At 71.9% G+C, this 23,436-nt stretch carries 23 protein-coding genes; 11 read left to right on the forward strand and 12 right to left on the reverse strand.

Annotation, left to right across the window (positions count from 1 at the left end; all coding sequences use genetic code 11):
- Positions 1-33: 33 nt before the first annotated feature.
- Positions 34-1,482, reverse strand: a complete 1,449-nt coding sequence (locus QU602_RS15525) for an FAD-binding oxidoreductase (protein WP_308797359.1) — start codon at positions 1,480-1,482, stop codon at positions 34-36.
- A gap of 137 nt (positions 1,483-1,619) precedes the next feature.
- Between QU602_RS15525 and QU602_RS15530 the strand changes: the two genes are divergently transcribed.
- Positions 1,620-2,666, forward strand: a complete 1,047-nt coding sequence (locus QU602_RS15530; protein ID WP_308797360.1) for an LLM class flavin-dependent oxidoreductase — start codon at positions 1,620-1,622, stop codon at positions 2,664-2,666.
- Here QU602_RS15530 and QU602_RS15535 read toward each other — a convergent pair.
- Both QU602_RS15535 and QU602_RS15540 read right to left on the reverse strand, forming a co-directional pair.
- Positions 2,659-3,246 (reverse strand): hypothetical protein, encoded by a 588-nt coding sequence (locus QU602_RS15535; protein WP_308797361.1) that lies wholly within the window; start codon positions 3,244-3,246, stop codon positions 2,659-2,661. The genes QU602_RS15530 and QU602_RS15535 overlap by 8 nt on opposite strands.
- A 129-nt stretch (positions 3,247-3,375) precedes the next feature.
- Positions 3,376-3,786, reverse strand: a complete 411-nt coding sequence (locus QU602_RS15540; protein ID WP_308797362.1) for a transferase — start codon at positions 3,784-3,786, stop codon at positions 3,376-3,378.
- A 210-nt stretch (positions 3,787-3,996) separates the two neighbouring features.
- Between QU602_RS15540 and QU602_RS15545 the strand changes: the two genes are divergently transcribed.
- Together QU602_RS15545 and QU602_RS15550 are read left to right on the forward strand one after the other, a co-directional pair.
- Positions 3,997-5,856 (forward strand): ABC transporter ATP-binding protein, encoded by a 1,860-nt coding sequence (locus QU602_RS15545; RefSeq protein ID WP_308797363.1) that lies wholly within the window; start codon positions 3,997-3,999, stop codon positions 5,854-5,856.
- Positions 5,853-6,794 carry an energy-coupling factor transporter transmembrane component T gene (locus QU602_RS15550; RefSeq protein WP_308797364.1) on the forward strand — a complete coding sequence of 314 codons (942 nt, stop codon included), beginning with the start codon at positions 5,853-5,855 and terminating at the stop codon, positions 6,792-6,794. The genes QU602_RS15545 and QU602_RS15550 overlap by 4 nt, the downstream gene beginning before the upstream one ends.
- 182 nt (positions 6,795-6,976) lie before the next feature.
- Here QU602_RS15550 and QU602_RS15555 read toward each other — a convergent pair whose 3' ends face one another.
- Entirely contained in the window at positions 6,977-7,939 is a 963-nt protein-coding gene (locus tag QU602_RS15555; protein WP_308797365.1) for an FKBP-type peptidyl-prolyl cis-trans isomerase, read from the reverse strand.
- A gap of 156 nt (positions 7,940-8,095) precedes the next feature.
- Between QU602_RS15555 and QU602_RS15560 the strand changes: the two genes are divergently transcribed.
- Both QU602_RS15560 and QU602_RS15565 read left to right on the forward strand, forming a co-directional pair.
- Positions 8,096-9,271, forward strand: a complete 1,176-nt coding sequence (locus QU602_RS15560; protein ID WP_308797366.1) for a class I SAM-dependent methyltransferase — start codon at positions 8,096-8,098, stop codon at positions 9,269-9,271.
- A 123-nt stretch (positions 9,272-9,394) separates the two neighbouring features.
- Positions 9,395-9,640, forward strand: coding sequence for a hypothetical protein (locus QU602_RS15565; protein ID WP_308797367.1), 246 nt, complete (start codon positions 9,395-9,397; stop codon positions 9,638-9,640).
- Positions 9,641-9,677: 37 nt separating this feature from the next.
- Here the strand turns inward: QU602_RS15565 and QU602_RS15570 are convergent, their stop codons facing one another.
- Together QU602_RS15570 and QU602_RS15575 are read right to left on the reverse strand one after the other, a co-directional pair.
- Complete coding sequence (locus QU602_RS15570; protein WP_308797368.1) at positions 9,678-10,523, reverse strand: sulfurtransferase; 846 nt, start codon at positions 10,521-10,523, stop codon at positions 9,678-9,680.
- Positions 10,524-10,617: 94 nt separating this feature from the next.
- A complete protein-coding gene (locus QU602_RS15575; protein ID WP_308797369.1) occupies positions 10,618-11,844 on the reverse strand; it encodes an ATP-binding protein in 1,227 nt (408 codons plus the stop codon).
- A 122-nt stretch (positions 11,845-11,966) separates the two neighbouring features.
- On the opposite strand from QU602_RS15575, the gene QU602_RS15580 reads away from it, so the two are divergent.
- Genes QU602_RS15580 through mnhG form a run of 6 tightly spaced genes read left to right on the forward strand, consistent with a single transcriptional unit; the run spans position 11,967 to position 18,291 of the window.
- Complete coding sequence (locus tag QU602_RS15580) at positions 11,967-14,984, forward strand: Na+/H+ antiporter subunit A (protein ID WP_308797370.1); 3,018 nt, start codon at positions 11,967-11,969, stop codon at positions 14,982-14,984.
- Positions 14,981-15,433 (forward strand): NADH-quinone oxidoreductase subunit K, encoded by a 453-nt coding sequence (locus QU602_RS15585; protein ID WP_308797371.1) that lies wholly within the window; start codon positions 14,981-14,983, stop codon positions 15,431-15,433. The genes QU602_RS15580 and QU602_RS15585 overlap by 4 nt, the downstream gene beginning before the upstream one ends.
- Positions 15,430-17,025, forward strand: coding sequence for a Na+/H+ antiporter subunit D (locus QU602_RS15590; protein ID WP_308797372.1), 1,596 nt, complete (start codon positions 15,430-15,432; stop codon positions 17,023-17,025). The genes QU602_RS15585 and QU602_RS15590 overlap by 4 nt, the downstream gene beginning before the upstream one ends.
- The gene (locus QU602_RS15595) at positions 17,025-17,612 is read left to right on the forward strand and encodes a Na+/H+ antiporter subunit E (RefSeq protein WP_308800198.1); all 588 of its coding nucleotides are present in this window, start codon (positions 17,025-17,027) and stop codon (positions 17,610-17,612) included. The genes QU602_RS15590 and QU602_RS15595 overlap by 1 nt, the downstream gene beginning before the upstream one ends.
- Positions 17,609-17,881 carry a monovalent cation/H+ antiporter complex subunit F gene (locus QU602_RS15600; RefSeq protein ID WP_308797373.1) on the forward strand — a complete coding sequence of 91 codons (273 nt, stop codon included), beginning with the start codon at positions 17,609-17,611 and terminating at the stop codon, positions 17,879-17,881. Before QU602_RS15595 ends, QU602_RS15600 begins: the two co-directional genes overlap by 4 nt.
- Positions 17,878-18,291, forward strand: a complete 414-nt coding sequence (mnhG, locus tag QU602_RS15605) for a monovalent cation/H(+) antiporter subunit G (RefSeq protein ID WP_308797374.1) — start codon at positions 17,878-17,880, stop codon at positions 18,289-18,291. The genes QU602_RS15600 and mnhG overlap by 4 nt, the downstream gene beginning before the upstream one ends.
- Positions 18,292-18,406: 115 nt before the next feature.
- On the opposite strand, the gene QU602_RS15610 is transcribed toward mnhG, so the two are convergent.
- The 6 genes from QU602_RS15610 to paaA all read right to left on the reverse strand — a co-directional run bounded on the left by QU602_RS15610 (position 18,407) and on the right by paaA (position 23,402).
- Complete coding sequence (locus QU602_RS15610; RefSeq protein ID WP_308797375.1) at positions 18,407-19,189, reverse strand: enoyl-CoA hydratase/isomerase family protein; 783 nt, start codon at positions 19,187-19,189, stop codon at positions 18,407-18,409.
- A 71-nt stretch (positions 19,190-19,260) separates the two neighbouring features.
- Positions 19,261-20,640, reverse strand: coding sequence for a 1,2-phenylacetyl-CoA epoxidase subunit PaaE (paaE, locus tag QU602_RS15615; RefSeq protein ID WP_308797376.1), 1,380 nt, complete (start codon positions 20,638-20,640; stop codon positions 19,261-19,263).
- Positions 20,640-21,194, reverse strand: a complete 555-nt coding sequence (gene paaD / locus QU602_RS15620; protein WP_308797377.1) for a 1,2-phenylacetyl-CoA epoxidase subunit PaaD — start codon at positions 21,192-21,194, stop codon at positions 20,640-20,642. The genes paaE and paaD overlap by 1 nt, the downstream gene beginning before the upstream one ends.
- The gene (gene paaC / locus QU602_RS15625; protein ID WP_308797378.1) at positions 21,188-22,021 is read right to left on the reverse strand and encodes a 1,2-phenylacetyl-CoA epoxidase subunit PaaC; all 834 of its coding nucleotides are present in this window, start codon (positions 22,019-22,021) and stop codon (positions 21,188-21,190) included. The genes paaD and paaC overlap by 7 nt, the downstream gene beginning before the upstream one ends.
- Entirely contained in the window at positions 22,018-22,332 is a 315-nt protein-coding gene (gene paaB, locus QU602_RS15630) for a 1,2-phenylacetyl-CoA epoxidase subunit PaaB (protein WP_308797379.1), read from the reverse strand. Before paaB ends, paaC begins: the two co-directional genes overlap by 4 nt.
- The gene (gene paaA, locus QU602_RS15635; protein ID WP_308797380.1) at positions 22,332-23,402 is read right to left on the reverse strand and encodes a 1,2-phenylacetyl-CoA epoxidase subunit PaaA; all 1,071 of its coding nucleotides are present in this window, start codon (positions 23,400-23,402) and stop codon (positions 22,332-22,334) included. The genes paaB and paaA overlap by 1 nt, the downstream gene beginning before the upstream one ends.
- Positions 23,403-23,436: the final 34 nt, after the last annotated feature.

Here is a 23,436-nt window from a genome sequence, read left to right on the forward strand (position 1 = left end):
TTGCGGGACACTTGACGCATCGGGGCACAGAGGTTAACGGACCGGATGGTTCGATCGGAGGCGTCCCGCAGGGTCGACCTCCTGCTTCACAGCCCGCAGTCGTCGCAGCCGATCGCCGAACAGCCGTTCCGCGTCGACGACGCGCTCGGCGAAGTTGAGATACCCGAGTTCGGCCCGCCACGGTTCGATGAGCGAGAACAGCCGGCCGAGCGAGGTCGTCAGCCGCTCACCGAGCCCGGGCGCCGCGATGCCGACCGCGTACACCGCGTACGCGGCATCGAATCCCACGGTCGCGCCGGGGAACGGCAACCCGCGCGACGCGGCCTGCCGCTTCGCGGCCGCAGGCCGCACCATCCCGCCGAGATGCCGGATCTCGACGGACACGAGGGCGCACTCCGACTCCGGTCCGGTCGCGCGGGCGAATGCGCGCACGGTCTCGGGGCTGAGCTCCGAGAGTGCCATTCCGTCGCCGAAGCCGGGCACGGGGCCGGGCGGGTCCATGTGCAGCTGCAGCAGCTCGGCGGTGGGCTGCGGATGCATCGAGTCCAGTTCGGGGCCGAGCGCGCGAAGCGGTGCGAGCAGTTCATCGGCGCGTTCCGGCGTGTCCTGGATGGCCGCCTCGATCGCGACGAACGACTTGCCGGAGAGGAACGGCGGAAGCTCGGGCAGCGGCGGCACCCGCAGCACACGGCCGAGGCTCGTCACCGAATCGGGCACGGTCTGCGTCCACTCGCGCCAGGCCTGCAGCACCTCCTCGGTGCGCTCCAGCGGGAAGAAGAGCGTGCCGGCGACCACATCGCCGACCGGGTAGAGCCGGAACTCGAGCGCCGTGACGACGGCGAAGTCGCCGCCCCCGCCGCGGATCGCCCAGAACAGCTCCTCGTCGTGCTCGGCGTCAATGCGCCGCGCCCGCCCATCGGCCGTCACGACCTCGGCGGCGATCACGTGGTTCGCCGCGATGCCGTGCGACCGGGCGAGCCACGACAGTCCGCCGCCGAGGGTGTAGCCGACCACGCCGACGTCGTGCGAGGACCCGGCGAGCGCGGTGAGGCCGTGGGGTGCGGCCGCGGCGACCACGTCGCCCCATTGCGCGCCGGCCTCGACGCGCGCCACCCGGGCGTCGGCATCGATCTCGACGCCGCGCAGCTCATGCGTGCGCAGCAGGATCACGTCCTCGAGCCCGCCGTCGGCGAGCGGGCCGGCGTTGTGACCGGTCGCCTGGGGTGCGACCGCGAGTCCCGCCACGCGTGCGGCGTCGATCGTGCGGGCGACGTCGGCGGCCGAGGCCGCGATGACGACCGCGGCGGGCCGTTGGTCGACGACGAGGTTCCACGCGGCGCGAGCGAGATCCCACCCGTCGTCGGCGGGCGTGACGAGGCGTCCGTCGAGCTCGGTGGCGAGTCGTGCGAGGGCGGCGGTCTGACTGAGCGGGGCGCGCTCGGTGGCCGGTGCTGCCGAGGGCGTGCTGGCATGGGTGTTCACGGTGGGTCCTTTCGGGTTTGGACCCATTCGAGTCAGGCTCCGCCGCGACCGCGTCAGGGCGTTCCCGCCGCCATGCTCAGGGCTACCCCTCGCGGCGTCGCGGAATACCTCGCACGAGGCATCCGTTGGCACCGGTGATGACCACCACACCGCGCCTGTCCGTGCTCGATCTCGTCCCCGTGCGCACGGGCCAGTCCTCGGGCGGCGCGGTCGCCGCCTCGATCGCGCTGGCCCGCGCCGCCGACCGGCTGGGGTACGAGCGGTTCTGGTTCGCCGAGCACCACAACATGCCCGCGGTCGCCTCGACCACGCCGCCCGTGCTCATCGCGGCGACGGTCGCGAACACCGAGCGCATCCGGGTCGGGTCGGGCGGCGTCATGCTGCCCAACCACGCGCCGCTCGTCGTGGCCGAACAGTTCGCGGCGCTCGAGGCGATCGCGCCCGGGCGCATCGACCTCGGCATCGGCCGTGCACCGGGCAGCGACCCGGTGATCACGCAGCTGCTCCGCATCAGCGGCCCCACGGCCGACGTCGATCGCTTCCCCGACCACATCGCCGACATCATGAGCCTGCTGTCGCCCGAGGGCGCGAACCTGCGGCTCACCAGCGGCCGGGAGTACGCGATCGCGGCGACGCCCGCTGCGACGGGCACGCCGACGGTCTGGCTGCTCGGGTCGAGCGACTACTCGGCCAACCTCGCCGCCGAGCTCGGGCTGCCGTACGTGTTCGCCAACCATTTCTCGGGCGAGGGCCTCGAGCGCGCGCTCGAGCTCTACCGCACCCAGTACCGGCCGAGCGAGGCGCACCCGACGCCCGTGACGTTCCTCACGGTCAACGCCTCGGTCGCGCCCACCGCCGACGAGGCATCCGATCGCGCGCTGCCGCAGTTGCGCTCCATGGCGCGGCTGCGCGCCAATCTGCCCATGCGGCCGCTCGAGACCGTCGAGGAGGCGCTCGCCGCCCCGCAGGACTCGATCGGTGCGGAGCTCATCGCCGCCATGCGGCGGCGTTGGATCATCGGCGATGCGGATGCCTCGGCCACCGAGGTGCGCCGCCTCGCCGAGCGGCACGGGGTCGACGAGGTCATGATCGTCCCCATCGCGGGCAGCTACGAGAGCGAGGCGACGGATGCCACGCCGGGGCGCGTGCAGACCCTCGAGCTGCTCGCGGGCGCGCTCAGCTGACGACGGCTGAGGTCTCCGCCGGCGCGTCGGCACGGCGGAAGTGGGTGACGCCGAACGCGTAGAGCACCTTCAGGGTGAAGAGCGCCGCCGCCACGGCGATGAACACCGGCACGGTCCCGTTCGCCACGGTGACCACGATGCCGGTCAGCGTCGCCGCGAGCAGCAGGCCGCCGACCGGCGGCTGCAGCCGGCTGCCGTGCAGCAGGTTGACGACGCTCGCACCGGCGATCGTCGCCGCCCACACGGCCAGCGCGAACGGGATCGCCGCACCGAGCGCGAGCGCGATGATCGGCAGGTGCAGGTGCACTGCGATGAAGATCCAGCGCAGCTTCGAGCGGTCGGCGTAGTAGCGGTCGGTTCCGTGCGTGAAGTTCGCGATGCAGCCGCAGCAGATGTCCGCGAGCAGCACGACGGCGATCACGGCACGCCACCAGTCGACGGCGATGAGCTGGGCGCTGCCGAGGACGCAGATGACGGCGGCGAGGGCGAGCCCACCACCGAGGATCAGGGCGAGGTCGGCGCGGCTCTGCCGCTCACCGAACGCCTCGCGAAGTGCTCCCGGTACGCGTACCTCGTGCATGCCGCGAGCCTATCCAGCACGCTGCGGCCCGGGCCGCAGAAGAGCGGACGCTCATGCACGATCTTCCGCCACAGACGCGGCGGCACCGGAAATGCCCCGGCAGAAGCCGGGGCATCCGTGGGCGGCGGGTCAGGCCGCGAGGCGGCGGAGGTCGTCGGTCGACGCGTGGAACTCGTCGCCCTCGGCGATCACGACATCCCGCGGGACGCGCGCGCCGTTCTGCACGCGTGCGCCGTCGCCGATCGTGGCATACGGGCCGACGACCGCGTGACGGCCGACGACCGCGTGGCGGCCGATGTGCGCGTTGACGCCCACGATCGCCCGCTCGGCGACGATCGCGTCACGGTCCACCCAGCCCCCCGGCCCGATGCTCGCATGGCGCTGCACCTCGGCTCCCGGGTCGACGTAGGCTGTCGGGTCGACGAACGCGGTCGGGTCGACCTTCGCGGTGGTGGCGACGAGGCCGCGACCGTTCGGGTGCTTGCGGTAGCGGCGCAGCACCCCGCTCTCGTCCTCGAACTCGACGTAGTGGATGCCCACGTGTCCTCCTTTCACGGACAGGTGTCTGCACGGACCTGGAAACTCTCACGTCCGAACATGGATACAACACCGAACCTGATCTGGGAATTCCCTTGCGCTCGGGCGCGCGCTGATTTACGGCCCGTAGGCTGACGGGAGCCGGTTCCCTTCTGAACCGGCGCGTTCCAGCGCGCCCGCGACGACGCCGGCCTCGAAACCCGGGATTCTTCCATGACGTCAGCCGAGCACGGCGAGCCACCGCTCATCGAGCTCGACGACGTGCGCATCCGGCATGCCGGCGCCGCGGCCGCGACACCCGACGGGGTCACGCTCGACCTCCGGCCCGGCGAGGTCGTCCTCGTGCTCGGGCCGTCGGGCTGCGGCAAATCGACCCTCACGCTCGCGCTCAACGGGCTGATCCCGCACGCCGTGCCCGCGGAGGTCGACGGGCAGGTCCGGGTCGCCGGGCTCGATACCGCGACGCATACGGTCGGCGAGCTGAGCGCGCACGTGGCGATGGTGTTTCAGGACCCCGATGCGCAGGTGGTCACGGGCAGTGTGCTCGACGAGGTCGCGTTCGGCCCTGAGAACCAGCTCGTCCCCGCCGATGAGGTGCTCGCGCGCGCGGAGCGCGCCCTGAAGCTGGTCGGGCTGTGGGAGCGGCGCGGCGACGACCCCGACCGGCTCTCGGGCGGTGGCCGTCAGCGCCTCGCGATCGCGTGCGCGCTGGCCATGAACTCGCGCGTGCTCGTCCTCGACGAACCGACCGCGAACCTCGACCCGGCGGGCATCGACGAGGTGTACGCGGTGCTGCGCGAGCTCGCGAGCGAGCGCGACCACGCGATCGTGCTGGTCGAGCACAACCTCGACGCCGCGGTCGACCTCGTCGACCGGGTCGTCGTGCTCGACCGGGCCGGCCGGCTGGTCGCCGACGGCCCGGCGCGCGAGCTGCTGCGCACACGTGCGCTCGAGCTCGCCGAGCTCGGCGTGTGGCTGCCCGTGTCGACGATCGCCGCACTGCGATTGCGCGACGCCGGCATCGTGCTGGACCCGCTGCCGCTCACACCGTCCGAGCTCGGCGCCGCGCTCGACGCCGCGCCCGAGCTGCCGGCGCCGGCCGTGCCGTCGCGAGTCGTCGGCGGAATCGCCCGACACGCCGACGCAGACGGCCGCAGCCGGCGTGTCGACGCGGACGTGCCGACGACTCGCAACGGCGAGCGCGGGACGGATGCCACGGGCGCGACAGACACCCCGGGCGCGACGGATGCCACGGGCGCGACCGCCGTGCGGGTCCGGGGCCTGTCGGTGCAGCGGGGTGGCCGCCGTGGGCCGACCGTCGTCCACGAGGTCGATCTCGACATCGCCGCGGGCGAGTTCCTCGCCATCGTGGGCACGAACGGGGCGGGCAAGACGAGCCTCCTGCAGGCGATCGCCGGGGTGATCCCGGCGCCGCCCGGCGCCGTCGAGGTGCTGGGCCTCGACCCGACGCGCGCCGACGCGCGCGAACGCACCCGCCGCATCGGCTTCGTGTTCCAGAACCCCGAGCACCAGTTCGTCGCGCCGACGGTCGGCGAGGAGCTCGAGCTCAGCCTGCGCCAGCAGGACGTGCCGGACGCCGAACGCGACGAGATCGTCGAGCGGATGCTCCGGCGGTTCGGGCTCGACGCGCTGCGCGCGCAGCATCCGTTCCTGCTCTCCGGCGGGCAGAAGCGGCGTCTCTCGGTGGGGACCGCGCTGATCGCGGGCGCCCCGGTGCTCGCGCTCGACGAGCCCACGTTCGGCCAGGATCGCGAGCGCGCGGCCGAACTGCTCGGGATGCTCCGCCGGCTGAACGACGAGGGCACGACCGTGCTCGTGGTCACGCACGACCTGCAACTCGTCGCCGATCACACCACGCGCATGGCCGTGATGGCCGAAGGACGACTGCTCGGCGTCGGGCCGACCGCCGACGTGCTCGCCGGGCCGCTCATCGAACAGGCCGGGCTGCGGCATCCCCCGCTCGCCCGCGCGACCCGCGGGCTGATCCGCCACCCCGCCTGGCACGGCGTCACCCGGCTCGCGCAGCTGCCGTCGACGGGAGGCGCCGCATGAGCATCCCTCCCGATCCGCGGCCGGCGGTCGCTCGTCCGCGACGCGACCCGGCCGCCGCGACCGCAGTCGAGGCCGGCCGTGGAGCACCGGGCGCCGCGCCCCGCTCGGTCGGGACCGCGCCGACCACGACCGGGGCGACCGAGCCCGCCGCGGCCTCTGGCGGCGGCCGATTCCTGCTGCGACTCAACCCGCTCGCCAAGATCGCCGCACCGCTGCCGGTCATGGTCGCCGTCATCTTCACGCGCGACCTGCTCGTGCCGGGGGTCCTGGTGGTCGCGTCGCTCGTGCTCATCCTGGTCGGCGCGAAGCTGCGCGCGCGAACCGTCCTGTTCCTCCTCGTCGGCACGCCGCTCGTCATCGGGCTGCTCGCCCTCAGCTTCGGCGCGTGGGTCGACCCGTCGCGCGTGGCCGAGACCGCGCCCGGGGCATCCGTCGTGCTCGTGGAGATCGGGGACTGGCGCTACACCGCCGCCGCCCTCCTCGTGGGACTCGCGACGGCGCTCCGCATCGTGGCCGTCGTGATGCTCTCGCTCATCACGGGTGTCTCGACCACGGGGCCGGAACTCGTGCGCGCACTCGTGCAGAACCTGCGCGTGCCGTATCGCATCGGGTACACGACGCTCGCGGCACTGCGGTTCGTGCCGCGGTTCGGGCACGAGCTCGAGGTGATCCGGGCCGCGCACCGCGTGCGGGGCGTCGATCACGGCCGCGGACCGCTGGCCTGGTTCCGGCGCACGATCGGGCTCGCGATCCCCCTGCTCGCGAGCGCGATCCGGCACGCGGAGCGCGTGGCGCTCGCCATGGACGCCCGCGCCTTCGGCGCGCACCCCACCCGCACCGAGCGGACGATCAGCCGCTGGCGCGCGCGTGACACCGTCTTCGTGATCGCGTTCTGGGTCGCCGCCGCCGCGCTCTTCTGGTGGGCTGCCGCCCGCTGACGCACGCCGAGACACGGCGAGTCGCGGCGAGTCGTCGGAGAACTTTCAGGGCGCGCCGGTGCATGGCGTTCGCACACGGCGTGTTGCGAGGATCTGCCGACGACTCGCCACGCGGCCGCCCGGCAGACAGGCGGATGCCCCGGGCACGAGCCCGGGGCATCCCCCACGTGCGACGCGAGGCGTTACGCGGCCGTGGTGCCCTCGATCTCGACCACGAACACGAGCGTCTGGCCGCCGAGCTGGTGGGCGGCCGGGTCGGTGCCGTAGCCGAACTCCGGCGGGATCGTCACGATCAGCTTGGTGCCGACCTTCTGGCCGACGAGCGCCGCACCGAAGCCGGCGATGACCTGGTCGGTGCCGAACGTGGCCGGGTCGCCGGGGTAGGACTGGTCGAAGATCTCCTTGGTGTCCCAGTTCAGGCCCTGGTACCGCACCGAGACCTGGTCGCCGGCTCCGACGGTCTCGCCGTCGCCCTCTTCGAGCACCTTGAGCAGCAGCTCGGGCGACGCCTCGGTGTCGGGGATCACGACCGTCGGCGGCTCGGTGCCGTTGAAGGTCACCTCGGGCACGTTCTCGGTCCACTCGCTCGTCTCGGCGGGCGCCGGCTCCTCGGTGATGCCCGTCACGTCGGCGACGATCACGACCGCCTCGCCCGGTCCGACGCCGATCGAGTCGTTGCCCTGGTCGCCGTAGACGTCGGCCGCGGGCGCGACGGTCGCCGTGCGAGTGCCGATCGGCACGCAGTCGACCGCGGCGCGGAAGGCCGTCAGCAGCGAGGACTCGCCGACCCCGAGGCTCGCGGGCTGCGAGATCAGCTGCTCGCCGCTCGTGGCGCTGTACATGGTGAGCACGACGTCGACGGCGTCGCCGGGCTCGGTCGGGTCTCCCTCACCCTCGATCAGGATGCTGCGCTGGAGCTCATCGGTCTCGACGGGCGTCTCGAAGGTCGCGTTCGGCGCCTCGCCGAACGCACCGTCGGCCGTGACGCCGTCGGAGGCCGAACCCGGTGAGAGGTCCATGCACTCCCCGGCGGCAGCGGGCGCCGTCGACTCGGCGGGCGATCCGCCGCCAGCACACCCGGCGAGGACGAGGGCGGATGCGGCGGCGAGCGCTACGGGCGCGGCAAGGCGCAGGGCGCGGTTCATGAAGGTCTCTCTTCGTCGATGACAGTACCGACCCAGTCTGCCCGGTCCGGCTACGGATTGCCTGAGTCATCGCGGCCTCGTCGCCGCGCGCGTCGGCACCGCCTGCTCCGGATCCACGTCATACTGTGCCTGTGCCCGAACGGCATGATGGGCAGTATGGGGGAAGAGACGATGGGGCCGGATTCCGCCGATGGATCAGCCGTACCCTCGACCGCGGCCGCGTTCACCGCGCTCGACGGCCCGCTGTGGGAGCCGCTCGGGTCGGCCGCCGTCCTGCGCGCACAGCCCCAGTTCGACGAGACCGTGCTCGACGCCTGGTGCGGCGACGGGGCCGCGTCCCTGCCGACCGCGGCACTCGTCGGGCCGACCGGCCACGTCGACGCGATCGACCCCGACGGCACGCTCGTCTCGATCGCGCGCGAGCGCAGCGAGCACCTGCCCCAGCTGCAGCTGCACGTCGCCGACCCGGCCGAATGGCCGACCGGCGAGTACGACCTCGTGCAATGCGTGCTCGGCCTCGCGTCCTGCAGCACGCCCGACGAGACCGCGCGTCACCTCGTCGCGCTCGTGAAGCCCGGCGGGCGGTTCGTCCTCTCGCTCTGGGCACAGGGCGCGCTCGCGCCCCTCACCGAGCTCGCACGCGAGGCGCTCGCTGACCTCGACGTGGCGCCGGAGTCCGAGGGTGCGCCCGAGCCGGAGGACGACGACGAGGCGGCGCCTTCGGACCAGGAGACCGATGGGCCCGACGAGGTCGAAGCGACGGATGCGTCAGACCGCTCGGATGAATCGGACGATGAGGACGACAACGACAACGACAACGACAACGAAGACGACCACGACGAAGACGAAGACGACGACGACGACGGCGACGGCGACGACGACGACGACCAGGACGACGAAGACGACGACGCCTCGGACGACCAGGATGCTACGGACGCTTCGGACGTCGAAGCTGCTGCGGACGACGAGGAGGCTCCGGGCGCGGCACCGGCCGGCGCCCATGCGGGCGGCGCGGCCGAGCGTGCGGCTGCCGACGAGACATCCGTCGACGCCGCGCTTCCCGGCACGGCCGGGACGCTCGCGACGCTACTGCACGATCTCGGTCTCGTCGACGTGCGCGCGGAGCGCGTCGACCGGCACCTCGACCTCGAGGGCGAGCTCGCCTGGCAGCTCGTGCTCGGTGCCCGGCTGCTGCCGGCCGACGCGCTGGACGCGCTCGACGAGGCGGCGCGCGATCGGCTGCGGCACCGCGTGCTCGACGGTGTGGCCGAACGCGGGCTCACGCGCATCGACGCGTCCACGTTGATCGCGGTCGGGCACCGCGCCGGCTGAGGTCGTCGACCCTTCACTCGAGGAGCGTGGGACCTCGCCAAGACCGCGCCGAATTGCAACTCGGCCAACATACTAGTACGGTGGCTTGACGCACGACACCTCAATCCGCTTGAAGGACATCCCATGCAACGAAGCGTTTCCCGTACGGCCGCCACACTCGTCGCCACCGTCCTGGCGTGCTCCATCGCGCTTGGCACCGCATCCGCCGCTCACGCGACGGGCAAGTGGCTGTGGAGGGGGTTCAGCAGCGAGCAGGAATGCAACGATGAGCGCGCGCGACTGCTGCTCGCCGACGACGTGACCGCCGTCACGGACTGCTCGTTCCGCACCGAGATGGGGCTCTGGGAACTCCATTTCCTGCGCGCCTAGACGTTCGACCGAATGCTCGCGCGGGGGCCTGCCGGTCTCAGTGATCGGCGTCGCCGCCGATCGCGACCGGGCGGTCGGTGTTCGACCATTGGCTCCACGAGCCGGGGAACAGCGCCGCGTCGATGCCGGCGATGGCGAGCGCGGCGACCTCGTGTGCGGCCGTGACTCCGGAGCCGCAGTAGGCCCCGACGGCCGTACCGGGATGCACGCCCAGCTCGGCGAATCGTGCGCGCCGTTCTTCGGGCGACCGAAAGCGCCCCGCCTCGTCGAGGTTCGACCCGGTCGGCGCCGATACCGCTCCGGGAATATGACCGGCCTTCGGATCGACGGGCTCGACCTCGCCGCGGTATCGTTCCGCGGCCCGGGCGTCGAGCAGCACGCCCGTCGCGGGCAGCCCGGCGACCTCGTCGATGTCGAGCACGGGGAGATGCCCGAAGTGCGCGACCGCGTCACCCCGCTCGGGCACGACCTCACCGGCCTCGAGTGGGTGCCCCGCACGGGTCCACGCCGATAGGCCGCCATCGAGCATCGAGACCTGCTCGACGCCGGCGAACCGCAGCAGCCACCAGGCGCGGGCCGCCGACTGGTTGCCGAGGTCGTCCATCACCACGACCTCATCCCCCGCGTGCACACCCCAGCGCCGCAGCGCCGCCGTCAGCTGCGCCTCGGTCGGCAGGGGGTGGCGGCCGCGCCCTTCGGCGCGGTGATCGGCGAGCTCACCGTCGAGGTCGACGTAGACCGCGCCCGGCACATGCCCGGCGCGGTATGCGGCCGAGCCATCGGGCTCGGCGAGTGACCAGCGCACGTCGAGCACGACCGGGCGGCCGGCCCGGCCAGTGCGCAAGCGGGCCGCGAGCTCGTCGGCGGAGATGAGGATGGGCATGCGCTCCATCTTCGCCCACGGCGGCGTCCATGCGCACGCCTCCCGCCCGAGACATCCGCCTGTCCGTTGCCTCCGCACGCTCGAGGGCGCGGGGTCAGTTCGCCGTGACGCGGGGTCCGCGACGCTGGATCTCGGGTACGCGCAACTCGGGCACGACCCGCATGATGAACCGGTCGAAGTCGGGCGCGGTGAACGCGGCGTACCCGTGTTCCGGCGCGTACAGCAGGCCGAGGTCGATCAGCTCGGCTCGGATCGGGCCGACCTGGGTGGATTCGCGGCCCATGAGCCGGGCGACGTCGGCCGCCTTCTGGGGTTCCGGGCCGAGCTCGGCCATCGCGCGGAGGTACGCGGTCTGCAAGGGCGTCGCCCGCTCGAGCCGCACCCGGAAGAACCAGCTGTCGAGCCGGGCGTCGTACGCGTCGTGCGCGAGCTCGACGTCGGCGCAGCGCACGAGGTCGCCTTCGGCGACCGACCAGGTCTGCGCTCCGAGCTCCTGGATGAAGCACGGGTATCCGCCGGTGATGTCGAGTGCGCGTTGCACCGCGGCGTCTTCGAACGCCACGCCCTCGGCGAGCGCGGGCTCGGTCAGCGCCGCACGCGCGTCGTCGGGCGCCAGCGCGCCGATCGAGGGGAACGAGAAGAGCCGGTCGGCGTACGATCTCGCCTCACCGGCGAGCTCGGGGAGGTGCGGGAGCCCCGCACCGACCCACGTGATCGGGAGGTGACGCTGCGTCGTCGCGTGCACCGCGTGCACGAGGGCCTCGAGCTGCGTTCGCGACAGGAACTGCGCCTCGTCGATCAACAGCACGACGCCCCGCTGGTGCATCCTCGCCGCCTCGCCGATCGCGACGAACACGTCGGCGAGATCCATCTCGAGGTCGCCGGAGTCGCCCGCGCCCTCGGCGGCGCGTACGTCCCAGGCGACCCCGAACGCGCAGGCGAGCTCGATCTGTTCGGCGAACGCCGTCAGCACCTCGGCCGCGATGCGATCACGCTCGGTCCATCGGGGGCGCGGTGCGAGACGCAGCAGCGCGGCCTTGAAGTGCGTGAACACGGCCTGCCGGAACCGGCCGTCGTCGCACTTCGCCGCCTCGAGCTCGACGGGTTCCCACTTCTCGGCGCGCGCGATCTCGGCGAACCTGGCGAGGAGCACGGTCTTGCCGACGCCGCGCAGGCCGGTGAGCAGCATCGAAGGCTCTGCGCGGCCGCGCTGCAGGCGGCGGAGGAGGACCCGGAAGCCGTCGAGCAGCTCAGCTCGACCGGCGAGCACCTCGGGGTCTGCCCCGGCGTGCGGCGTATACGGATTGCTCGCGCGGTCCACCCGGCGAGTGTACTCCGTCCCGGAGATTTTATGAAGTCTCGATAAATCGCCCTAAAGCGCTCAGCCGATCAGCTAGACTGTGGGCTCGACGGTTCGAACGCGCGATGTGATGAGGAGGATGGATGATCCTCAGCCTCGTCCTGTTCGGCGCCCTGTCGCTCGTCGCGCCGCTGCTCACGAGGCTGTTGGGCCGCCGGGTCTTCCTCGTCCTCGCGCTCCTGCCCGCCGCGGTCTTCGTGGTGCTGCTCACGCTGCTGCCCGACGTGATCGACGGCACCGCGATCGTCGAATCCGTCGACTGGATCCCCGCGCTCGACATCGCGCTGAGCTTCCGCATCGACGCGCTCGCGCTGCTGCTCGCCCTGATCGTCACCGGCATCGGCGCGCTGGTCCTGATCTACTGCACCTGGTACTTCTCCGACGACGAGCCCTCCCTCGGTCGGTTCGCCGCGCTCCTGCTGGCCTTCGCGGGCGTCATGCTCGGCCTCGTCACCGCTGACGACGTGTACATCCTGTTCACGTTCTGGGAGGCGACGAGCGTGCTCTCGTACCTCCTCATCGGCCACTACACCGGCCGCAAAGAGAGTCGCGGTGCCGCACTGCAGGCGCTCACGGTCACCACCTTCGGCGGACTCGCGATGCTCGTCGGGCTCGTTCTGCTCTCGGTCGAGGGCGGCACCACCTCGCTCAGCGCGCTCATCGAGAACCCCGTGCTCGGCACGGCCGGCGAGTGGGGCATCGCGCTCGTGCTCATCGGCGCGATCTCGAAGAGCGCGCTCGTGCCCTTCCACTTCTGGCTTCCGGCCGCCATGGCCGCGCCCACCCCGGTCTCCGCGTACCTGCACGCGGCGGCGATGGTCAAGGCGGGCGTGTACCTCATCGCACGGCTCGCCCCGGGGTACGCCGATCTCGAGGTGTGGCATCCGATCATCGTCATCCTCGGCGCGACGACCATGCTCGTCGGCGGCTGGCGAGCGCTCCGCCAGTACGACATCAAGCTGCTGCTCGCGTACGGCACCGTGAGCCAGCTCGGCTTCCTCGTGCTCGTCACGGGCTTCGGCACGCGCGATGCCGCGCTGGCGGGCGTCGCCCTGCTGCTCGCCCACGCCCTGTTCAAGGCCGCGCTGTTCCTGGTCGTCGGCATCGTCGACCATGCCGCGGGCACGCGCGACTGGCGCAAGCTCTCCGGCGTCGGCCGGCGCATGCCCGTCGTCGCGACCGTGGCGATCCTCGCCGCCGCGTCCATGGCCGGCCTGCCACCGCTCATCGGCTTCGTCGCGAAAGAGACCGTGTTCACCGCGTACCTCGAGGCGACGAGCGCGGGCGCCATGACCGGCCTCGCGGGCTGGGCCTGGCTGGCCCTGATCGGCGCCTTCCTCGGCTCGGTGCTGACCGTCGCCTACAGCGTGCGCTTCATCTGGGGTGCGTTCTGGTCGAAGCCCGGCGTCGAGCCCACGCCCCTGCACCGCGAGAGCCCGCTCATCACGGTCGCCCCCGCGGTGCTCTCGATCGCGAGCCTCGTCGCCGCGTTCGGCGTCGCGGCGATCGAGCCGCTCCTCGCCGCCTACGCGGACGAGCTGCCCGGCCCGCTCGACTACCACCTCGCCCTCTGGCACGGGTTCGAGACGGCGCTCGCGATCTCGGTCGCGGTGTACATCCTCGGCGCGCTGCTCGTGTGGGGCCGCGCCCGCGTCGCCCGCATGCAGGCCTCGGTCCCGCAGCTCGTCGACTCCGGTCGCGGCTACCTGCGGGTCGTCTCCGCGGTCGACCGGTTCGCCGCGGCGCTCACGACCGCGATCCAGAAGCGGGGCCTCCCCGGCTACGTCGCGGTCATCGTCCTGGTCTTCATCGGCGGCCTCGGCGCGTCGGCGATCGCGAACACCGTGTGGCCAGGGAGCATCCGGCTCTGGGATTACCCGGCCCAGCCGTTCCTCGCCCTGGTCATGGCCGTCGCCGCGATCGCGGCGACGGTGGTGCAGCAGCGCATGTCGGCCGTGCTGCTCGTGAGCATCACGGGCTACGGGCTCGTCCTGCTGTTCGGCATGTCGGGCGCACCCGACCTCGCCCTCACCCAGGCCCTCATCGAGACCGTCACCGTGGTCGTGTTCGTGCTCGTGCTGCGCCGGCTCCCGAAGCGCATCGGGCAGCGGAACCCACCCGTGCACCCGGTCGCACGCGGCATCGTGGGCGCGGTCGCCGGGCTGGTCATGGCCGTCATCGGCTTCATCGCGCTCGGCGCGCGGATCCAGCCGACCATCTCCGAGGGCCTCCCGGCGCTCGCCATCGAGGCGCACGGCCAGAACGTGGTCAACGTGATCCTCGTGGACATCCGCGCGTGGGACACGCTCGGCGAGATCTCGGTGCTGGTCGCGGTCGCGACCGGCGTGGCGAGCCTCATCTTCGTGTCGGGCCGCACCGGCGGGGCGCCGCGGCTGGACAGCGTGCCGGGCCGCCGCGACCGTCTCCGGCCGGTGCCCGAGCCCGCGTCGAGCATCCGCGGCGTGCGCCCGAGCGTCGCCGACACCGCGGGCGAGGTGCACGCCTCCGGCGAGGCATCCGACAACCGTCAGACGTGGCTGCTCGCGGGCCGCACGCTCTCGCCGCGTCGTCGCTCGATCCTCATCGAGGTGCTCGTACGGCTGCTCTTCCACCCGGCGATCATCGTGTCGGTCTACCTGCTCTTCGTCGGCCACAACCAGCCGGGTGGCGGCTTCGCCGGCGGCCTGCTCGCGGGCATCGCGCTGATCGCGCGCTACCTCGCCGGCGGGCGGTACGAGCTCGGGGAGGCCGCGCCGATCGATGCCGGCCGCCTGCTCGGCACGGGCCTCCTGCTCGCTGCCGGCACCGCGGCGTCGTCGCTGGTGTTCGGGCTGACCGTGTTCGAATCCACCTGGTTCGAGCTCGACGTCCCCGTGCTCGGCACGCTGTCGGCCGGCACCTCGACGATCTTCGACATCGGCGTGTACCTCGTGGTCGTCGGGCTCGTGCTCGACATCCTGCGCGCGCTCGGCGCCGAGGTCGACCGCCAGCAGGAGGAGGCCGACGAGGCCTCCTCCGACTCCGACTCCGGCTCCGACTCGTCCGGCTCGTCCGACTCGTCCGGCTCGTCCGACTCGACGCCCGCGGGGGTGCGCTCGTGACCGCCTCCCTCACGCTCCTGGTCCTCATGGCCGTGCTCTTCGGTGCGGGCATCACGATCATGCTCGAGCGCAGCCTGACGCGCGTGCTCATCGGGTTCCTGCTCGTCGGCAACTCCGTCAACATCCTGATCTACCTGATGAGCGGCAGTCCGGGCCTCGCGCCGCTGCTCGGTGAAGGCGTCGATCCCGGCGAGATCTCCGACCCGCTCCCCCAGGCGTTCATCCTGACCGCGATCGTGATCAACCTCGGCATCACGAGCTTCATGCTCGCGCTCATCTACCGCTCGTGGTGGCTCGCGCAGCTCGGCGACGAGGGCGACTCGGTCGACGACACCGAAGACCTCATGGAAGACGTCGAAGAGGCCGAAGAGCTCATCCGTTCGTCGGCAGAGGACGACCGCGCCATTCAAGAAGTGCTCGAAGCGAGTGACGAGGAGGCACCCCGATGAACCCCTCCACCCTCGTGCCGCTCGTCGTCCTGCTGCCGCTCATCGGCGCCGCGATCAACCTCATCCTCGGCCGCCACCGTCGCGCCCAGATGGCCGTCTCGGCCACCGTGCTCAGCGCGGTCGCGGTCATCGCCGCGACGCTGCTCCTGATGGTCGACGAGGCCGACCAGGGCGTGTCGGTCGCGGTGGGTGCGTGGGAGGCGCCGTGGGGCATCGTGCTCGTGGTCGACCGCCTCGCGGCGATCATGCTCGTGATCTCCGCGGTCGTGCTCCTCGGCGTGCTCGTGTACGCGGTCGGCCAGGGCATCGCGGACCAGCACCGCGAGACCCCGGTCTCGATCTTCCACCCGACGTACCTGATCCTCTCGGCCGGGGTGTTCAACGCCTTCATCGCGGGCGACCTGTTCAACCTCTACGTCGGGTTCGAGATCCTGCTGGCGGCGAGCTACGTGCTGCTCACCCTCGGCGGCACGGGCGAACGCATCCGCGCGGGCGTCACGTACATCATCGTGAGCCTGGTGTCGTCGCTGTTCTTCCTGTCGGCGATCGCGCTCATCTACGGCGCGACGGGCACGGCCAACATCGCCCAGCTCTCGGTGCGGCTCGCCGAGCTCCCCGACTCGGTGCAACTCATGCTGCACCTGCTGCTGCTGCTCGCGTTTGGCATCAAGGCCGCGGTGTTCCCGCTGTCGTTCTGGCTGCCCGACTCGTACCCGACCGCGCCGGCCCCGGTCACGGCCGTGTTCGCGGGCTTGCTCACCAAGGTCGGCGTGTACGCGATCATCCGCACCGAGACGGTGATCTTCGCCGAGCACGATGTATCGACGCTGCTGCTCATCGTCGGCGGGCTCACGATGGTCGTCGGCATCCTCGGTGCACTCACCCAGGCCGACATCAAACGTCTGCTGTCGTTCACGCTGGTCAGTCACATCGGGTACATGATCTTCGGCATCGGCCTCGCCAGCGAACTCGGCATCGCCGCGACGATCTACTACGTCGTCCACCACATCACGGTGCAGACCGCGCTGTTCCTCACGACGGGCCTCATCGAGCGCTTCGGCAGCTCGACGTCGATCACGCGACTCGCCGGCCTGCTGAAGGCGTCGCCGCTGCTCGCCATCCTGTTCTTCATCCCGGCGCTGAACCTCGGCGGCATCCCGCCGTTCTCGGGCTTCCTCGGCAAGGTCGGGCTGTTCGTCGCAGGCGCCGAAGCCGCGCCCGGCGACGAGGGTGGGCCGGCCTGGCTCATCTGGGTCGTGATCGCGGCCGGCGCCGCCACGTCGCTCATCACGCTGTACGCACTCACCCGGTTCTGGAACATGGCGTTCTGGCGTGGACGCAACGAGCTCGAGGGCTACGACTCGGTGCTGCTCCAGTCGGTGCAGGAGTTCCCGGATGCCTCGGGCACCACGACGCGCACCGCGACGCGCTCGACCCCGGTGCTGATGGTCGTCGCGACGACCGCGCTCGTGGCGGTGACGATCCTGCTCACGGTGTTCGCGGGCCCGCTGTTCGACCTGGCGTCGCGCGCCGCGATGAACCTCGAGTCGGGCGTCTACGTGTCGCTCGTCTTCCCGCGGGGGGTGTCGTGATGCACGCCGAGGTGTCGTTCTGGAAGTCGCTCTGGCGCCAGGCGCCCCTGCTGATCGCGCTCGTCGCGCTGTGGCTGCTGCTCTGGGACCACATCGACGTGCTGACCGTGGTCACCGGGGTCCTGCTCGCCGTCGGGGTCACCCGAGCGCTGTACCTGCCGCCCGTGCTGCTCTCGGGGCGGTTCAACCCGTGGCGCGGGCTGCTGCTCGGCCTCCGGATGATGTTCGACGTCGTCGTCGCGTCGTTCCAGGTCGCGGGCCTGTCGGTCAACCCGTGGTGGAAGCCGATGAACTCGATCATCGCGGTGCAGCTGCTCACCCGGTCCGACTTCGTGACGACGCTCACCGCCGAGGCGATCTCGGTGGTGCCCGGCACGGTCGTGGTCGACATCGACCGCGAACGCGGCCTGCTCTACCTGCACGCGCTCGGCACGCGCACCGCCGACGACATCGAGAAGGTCCGGCGCACCGTGCTCGGCGTCGAGGAGCGGATCGTGCTGGCCATCGGCACCCACGAGCAGGCGGTGTCCATCCGCGCGGCCCGGCGCGAACGCCGGGCGAACCGTGAGAAGGGAGTGGCGGCATGACCTTCCTCGGCGTCGTCAGCGTCATCGCCGGGCTCATGTTCGGCATCGGCGCCATCGCGGCGGTCTGGCGGATCATCAAAGGCCCGTCGATCCTCGACCGCGCGCTCGCGACCGACGTGCTGCTCGCCATCGGCATCTGCGGCCTCGGCGCCGAGATGGCGATCAACAAGCACACCGACACCCTCGTCGTGATGCTCGTGCTGGCGCTCTTCGCGGTCATCGGCTCGATCTCGATCGCACGCTTCATGGCGAAGCAGGATGCCTCGTGAGCGCCGCCGAACTCGCCGTCGGCGTGCTCGTGGTGCTGAGCGCGTTCTTCTCCATGGCTGCCGGCATCGGCATCCTGCGCTTCCCCGACGTCCTCACGCGTCTGCACGCGGCGACGAAGCCGCAGGTCGCGGGCCTCGCAACCGTGCTGCTCGCGATCGTGCTCCAGGTGCCGACGTGGGGCGTGGCCACGACCGCGGTCCTGGTGATGCTGTTCCAGCTGCTCACCCAGCCGATGACCGCGCACATGCTGGGCCGGTCGGCGTACCGCACCGAGCACGTGCGCCGCGACCTGCTCATCGAGGACGACCTCGGCCGCGACATCGCGGACCACGCGGAGCCCGACGAGCTCGACGAGACCGAGCCCGGCGCCGAGCCCGAGGAGACCGTCGGCCCCGAGGGGCGCCACTAGGGTGTGCCTCCCGAGCCGCCGCTCCGCGCCAGTTGAGGCGGCTGCGCGCCCGCCGTACTGGCGCTGAGCCAACAGAACTGGCGCGGAGCCCGCCGCGTTGGGTGGCGCGAGTGGGTCAGCGGCCGGTGAAGGTCGGCGTGCGTTTCTGCTGGAAGGCGGCGAAGCCGTCGCGGTAGTCGTCGGTGTCGCAGAGTGCGGCCTGCGCGCGGGTCTCCTCGGACATGGAGGCCCAGAGGCCGAGCCGGTCGTCGCGGAGCGACGCGATCAGCCGCTTCGAGGCGACGAACGCGAGGGTCGGGCCGGCGGCGGCGGCGTGCGCGGCCGCGCGCGTGGCATCCGTCACCTCGTCGGCCGGGAACGCGCGCGAGAACAAACCTGCCGCGACCGCCTCGTCGCCCGTCATGAGCCGGCCGGTCACGATGAGGTCCATGGTGCGGTGCGCGCCCAGCCGCTCGAAGAACAGCGCGTGGCCGCCGGAGTCGAGCGTGGCGCCGAGGTTTCTGAACGGCGAGCCGATCTTCGCGGAGTCGGCGACGTACACGATGTCGCACGCGATCAGCAGGCCGAGCCCGACGCCGAGACACGCCCCGTGCGCGACCGCGAACGTCGGCACCTGCAGGCGGGCGAGGCGGTGCAGCACAGGTTCGACGGTTCCACCGAGGTAGCCCTGCACGTCGTCATCGCGCGGGTCGACCTCCGAGATGTCGCGGCCCGCGCAGAACGCCCGACCCTCACCGCGAAGCACGAGGGCCCGCACGTCGCCCGTGTCGGCGAGCCGCTCCGCCTCGGCGAGCGCCGCATCGAGCTCGCCGATCGCGCGTTCGTCCACCGCGTTCAGGCGTTCGGGTGCGTTCAGCACCACCTCTGCGACCCCGTCGGCCACCGTCATCTCGATCACGTCACGCTCCTCATGCTGCTCGCCCGCTCACGGCCTGTCCGATGGGCCTGGTCTCCGATCGCGCACACGGGTCAGGCGTCATAGGTCACCTCGACACGGTCGGATGTGGGGTGCGATTGGCAGGTGAGCACGTAGCCCGCCTCGAGCTCGTCGGATTCGAGCGCGAAGTTCTCGGTCATGTGCACGCTCCCGGCGACGAGTCGGGCCCGGCACGTGCCGCAGACCCCGCCGGCGCACGCGAACGGCACGTCAGGCCGCACGCGGAGCGCCGCGTTCAGGATGGACTCGTTCGCGACGACGGGGCTTTCGACCTTCGACGTCTGCCCGTCGAGCGTGAACTCGATCTCGACGGTCTGCTCGCCCTCGGACACGACGACCGGGCGCGCGGAGCGCGGCTCGACGCGGTCGGCATCGGTCGTGAACAGCTCGTACCTGACGCGCGCGGCGGGCACCCCGCGCTCCGCGAGCGTGTCGCGTGCGAGCTGCACGAGGTCGAGCGGCCCGCACAGGAACCACTCGTCGACGGTCTCAGGGCGGATGAGCACGTCGAGGATCCGCTCGAGCCGCTCGTGGTCGATGCGCCCCGAGAGCAGCGGCGCCGTGCGCTGCTCGCGCGTGAGCACGTGGTGCAGCGCGAGCCTCGCCGGGTAGCGGTCCTTCAGATCTGCGAGCTCCTCGAGGAACATCACGTCCTGGGTCGACCGATTCGTGTACACGAGCTCGAACTCGGCCGTCGACGAACGCTCCAGCACGGCGCGCGCGAGCGCCATGAGCGGCGTGATGCCGCTGCCTGCCGCGATGCCGGCGATGCGCTTGCCGCCGAGCCCGTCGAGCGCGTTCGTGGCGCGCATCCCACCGAGCGTTTCGAGCGAGGACGTGAACGTGCCCTGGGGACTCATGACGTCGAGCCGGTCGCCCGCCCGCAGCTCGGTGTTGACCCAGCTCGAGAACAGCCCGCCGAGGTCGCGCTTGACCGCGATCGAGATCTGCCCCGGCACTCCCTCAGCCGGTCGCTGCGGAGGGCGGCACAGCGAGTAGCTCCGCCGGCGCTCGTGCCCTTCGAGCTCGGCACGAAGCGCGACGTACTGCCCGGGGAGGTAGTCGTACTCGTCGGCGAGCTCGGGCGGCACCTCGAACGTCACCTCGACCGCGTCGGGGGTGAGCCGCCGCACCTCGGCGACCGCGAGCGTGTGGAACCGGGCACGGCGGCGCGTCGGCGCAGTGCCCGACCCGGGGCGTGCACCGCCACCGGCGCCGCCGACCGCGCTGTGCAGGAACGCCTCGGCGACCGCGGCGTCGGAGCCGAGCGAACGGCGTGCACCGTCGACTCCGCCCGCCGCGCCCGGCACGTCGAGGTCGCCGCGGTCGCCGCGGTCGCCGCGGTCGCCGACGCTCTCGGTGTCTCCGGGCGGGGACGCTGGTGCCGCCCCTCCGTGTCGCGGGCCGCCCATCAGAGCACCTTGAAGGAGTCGAACGGCTCGAGGCAGTCGAGGCACTCGAAGAGCGCCTTGCACGACGTCGACCCGAACCGGGCGATCTCGCGCGTGCGCAGCGAATCGCAGCGCGGGCATTTCACCGCGAGCTGCACGCGCACCGGCCCAGCCTCACGGGCCGGCGCGAGCCCCGAGGGCGGCGCGATGCCGAAACGGCGCAGCTTGTCGCGCCCCACGTCGCTCATCCAGTCGGTCGTCCAGGCCGGCGCGAGCACCAGGTCCACGCGCACGTCGGCGTAGCCGGCGGCCGTGAGCGCGAGCACGAGATCGTCGCGGATGGCGTCCATGGCGGGGCATCCGCTGTAGGTCGGTGTGATCGTGACCCGCACCGCCTCAGACCGCGCGTCGACGGCGACGGCGCGCAGCACGCCGAGGTCTTCGATCGTGAGCACGGGGATCTCGGGATCCGTCACCGCGGCCGCGACGCGCCACGCACGCTGCGACGCCTCGTCGCGAGTGCCGCTCCGCGCACTCGAGCGAACGGATGCCTCGGCCGCCCCCGCGCTCACCATGACGCCCCCGGGTGTGACCGCGCGAGCACCTGCATCTCAGCCAGCAGCGGGCCGAGATGCTCGGTGTGCCGGCCGTGCCGGCCGCCCCCGGCGGCGACGAACCCCCGCGGCGCCTCGAGCGCGGCCTCGGCGAGCACCTCGGCGATCACGACGTCGAAGCCCGGCCTGAGCGAGGACGGCAGCACCGCGACGCGCTCGGACGCGAGTCGCTCGGCGAGCTCGTCGTCGTGGAACAGCTCGTCGACGTAGGGCCACACGTCGGCGAGACCCGCGATCATGCGCCGGCGGGACTCGTCGGTGCCGCCCGCGAGCCGCAGCGTCCACTGCACGGCGTGGTCGCGGTGGTAGTCGACCTCCTTCGCCGCCTTCGCGGCGACGGCCGCGAGCGTCGCATCGGCCGACGCCGCGAGCCGGGCGTACAGCTCGAACAGGTAGGCGGATGCCACGAGCTGACGTGCGATCGTCAGCGCGAAGTCGCCGTTCGGCTGTTCGAAGATCCACGCATTGCGCCACTCGGGCTCGTCGCGCCAGTACGCGAGGTCGTCTTCGGAGCGGCCGGTCGCGGTGCCCGCGTAGTGCAGCAGCGAGCGCGCGTGCCCGAGCAGATCGAGCGCGATGTTGCCGAGCGCGACATCCTCTTCGAGTTCGGGCGCCCGGGTGATCCACATGCCGAGCCGCTGCGCGAGCACGAGCGCATCGTCGGCGAGCCGCAGCGCGTACTCGGCGGTGTCGGCCGACGCCACCGCGCCGACGGTCGCGCCCGTGAACTCCTCGGCGAGGGCCAGCTCGTCGACCACGACCGAGGGCCGCTGAGCCCGCCCGGTCACAGGTGCTTCACCCCCTCGGACGCCGTGTAGTACACGGCGTGCCGGAAGTTCTTGCCGGCGGGGCTCTCGAAGAACGCGCCCTTCGCATCGGGGTCGCTCGCGGTGATCGTCTCGGCCGGCACGACCCAGATCGAGACCCCTTCGCCGCGGCGGGTGTAGACGTCGCGCGCGTTGCGCAGCGCCATGGCCGCATCGGGGGCGTGCAGCGACCCGACGTGCACGTGCGAGAGTCCGCGGCTGGCCCGCACGAACACCTCCCACAGCGGCCACACCTCGGCGCCCGAGGCATCCGTCGCGGTCGTCTCCGCCATCACGCCGCCTCCTCCGCGCGGGTCGCCTGCTTGCGCGCGTACACGGCGGCGGCCTCGCGCACCCAGGCGCCCTCATCGTGCGCCTCGCGCCGGCGGCGCAGCCGCTCGGCGTTCGCCTGGCCGCGACCCGAGAGCACCTCGTGGAACTCGTCCCAGTCGATCTCGCTCATGTCCCACCGGCCGGTCTCGTCGTTCCAGCGCAGGGCGGGATCGGGCAGCGTCACGCCCAGCACCTCGGCCTGCGGCACGAGCATGCCGACGAACCGCTGGCGCAGCTCGTCGTTCGAGAAGCGCTTGATCTTCCACGCCATCGAGCGGGCCGAGTTCGGCGACTCGTCGTCGGGCGGCCCGAACATCATGAGGCTCGGCCAGTACCAGCGGTCGACCGCGTCCTGCGCCATCTCGCGCTGCGCGGGCGTGCCGCGCATGAGCTCGAGCAGGATCTCGAACCCCTGCCGCTGATGGAAGGACTCCTCCTTGCAGATGCGCACCATCGCGCGGCCATACGGTCCGTATGAGGCGCGGCAGAGCGGCACCTGATTGCAGATCGCGGCGCCGTCGACGAGCCAGCCGATCGCGCCCATGTCAGCCCACGTCGGGGTCGTATAATTGAAGATCGACGAGTAGCGCGCCTCGCCCGCGATGAGCTGACGCATCATCTCGTCGCGCGTGATGCCGAGCGTCTGCGCCGCGGAGTAGAGGTACAGGCCGTGGCCCGCCTCGTCTTGCACCTTGGCCATCAGGATGGCTTTGCGCTTGAGGCTCGGGGCACGCGTGATCCAGTTCGACTCGGGCTGCATGCCGATGATCTCGGAGTGCGCATGCTGACTGATCTGCCGGATGAGGGTCTTGCGGTAGGCGTCGGGCATCCAGTCGCGCGGTTCGATGCGCTGTTCGTTGGCGATCAGCTCGTCGAAGCGCTGCTGTTCGGCCGGCGCGGATTCGGGCGGCGCGGCTTCGCCCGGCGCGGCTTCGGCCGGCGCGGATTCGGCCGGCGCGGCTTCGGCCGGCGCGGATTCGGGCGGGCGCGGTGCTGATACGCGCGGTTCGGTCGAGCGCGGTTCGGTCATCGTCGACTCCTGGCGGGCTTCGGTGCGGCGCGGC

Source organism: Agromyces protaetiae (assembly GCF_030866785.1).
GTDB classification, from domain to species: Bacteria; Actinomycetota; Actinomycetes; order Actinomycetales; family Microbacteriaceae; genus Agromyces; species Agromyces silvae.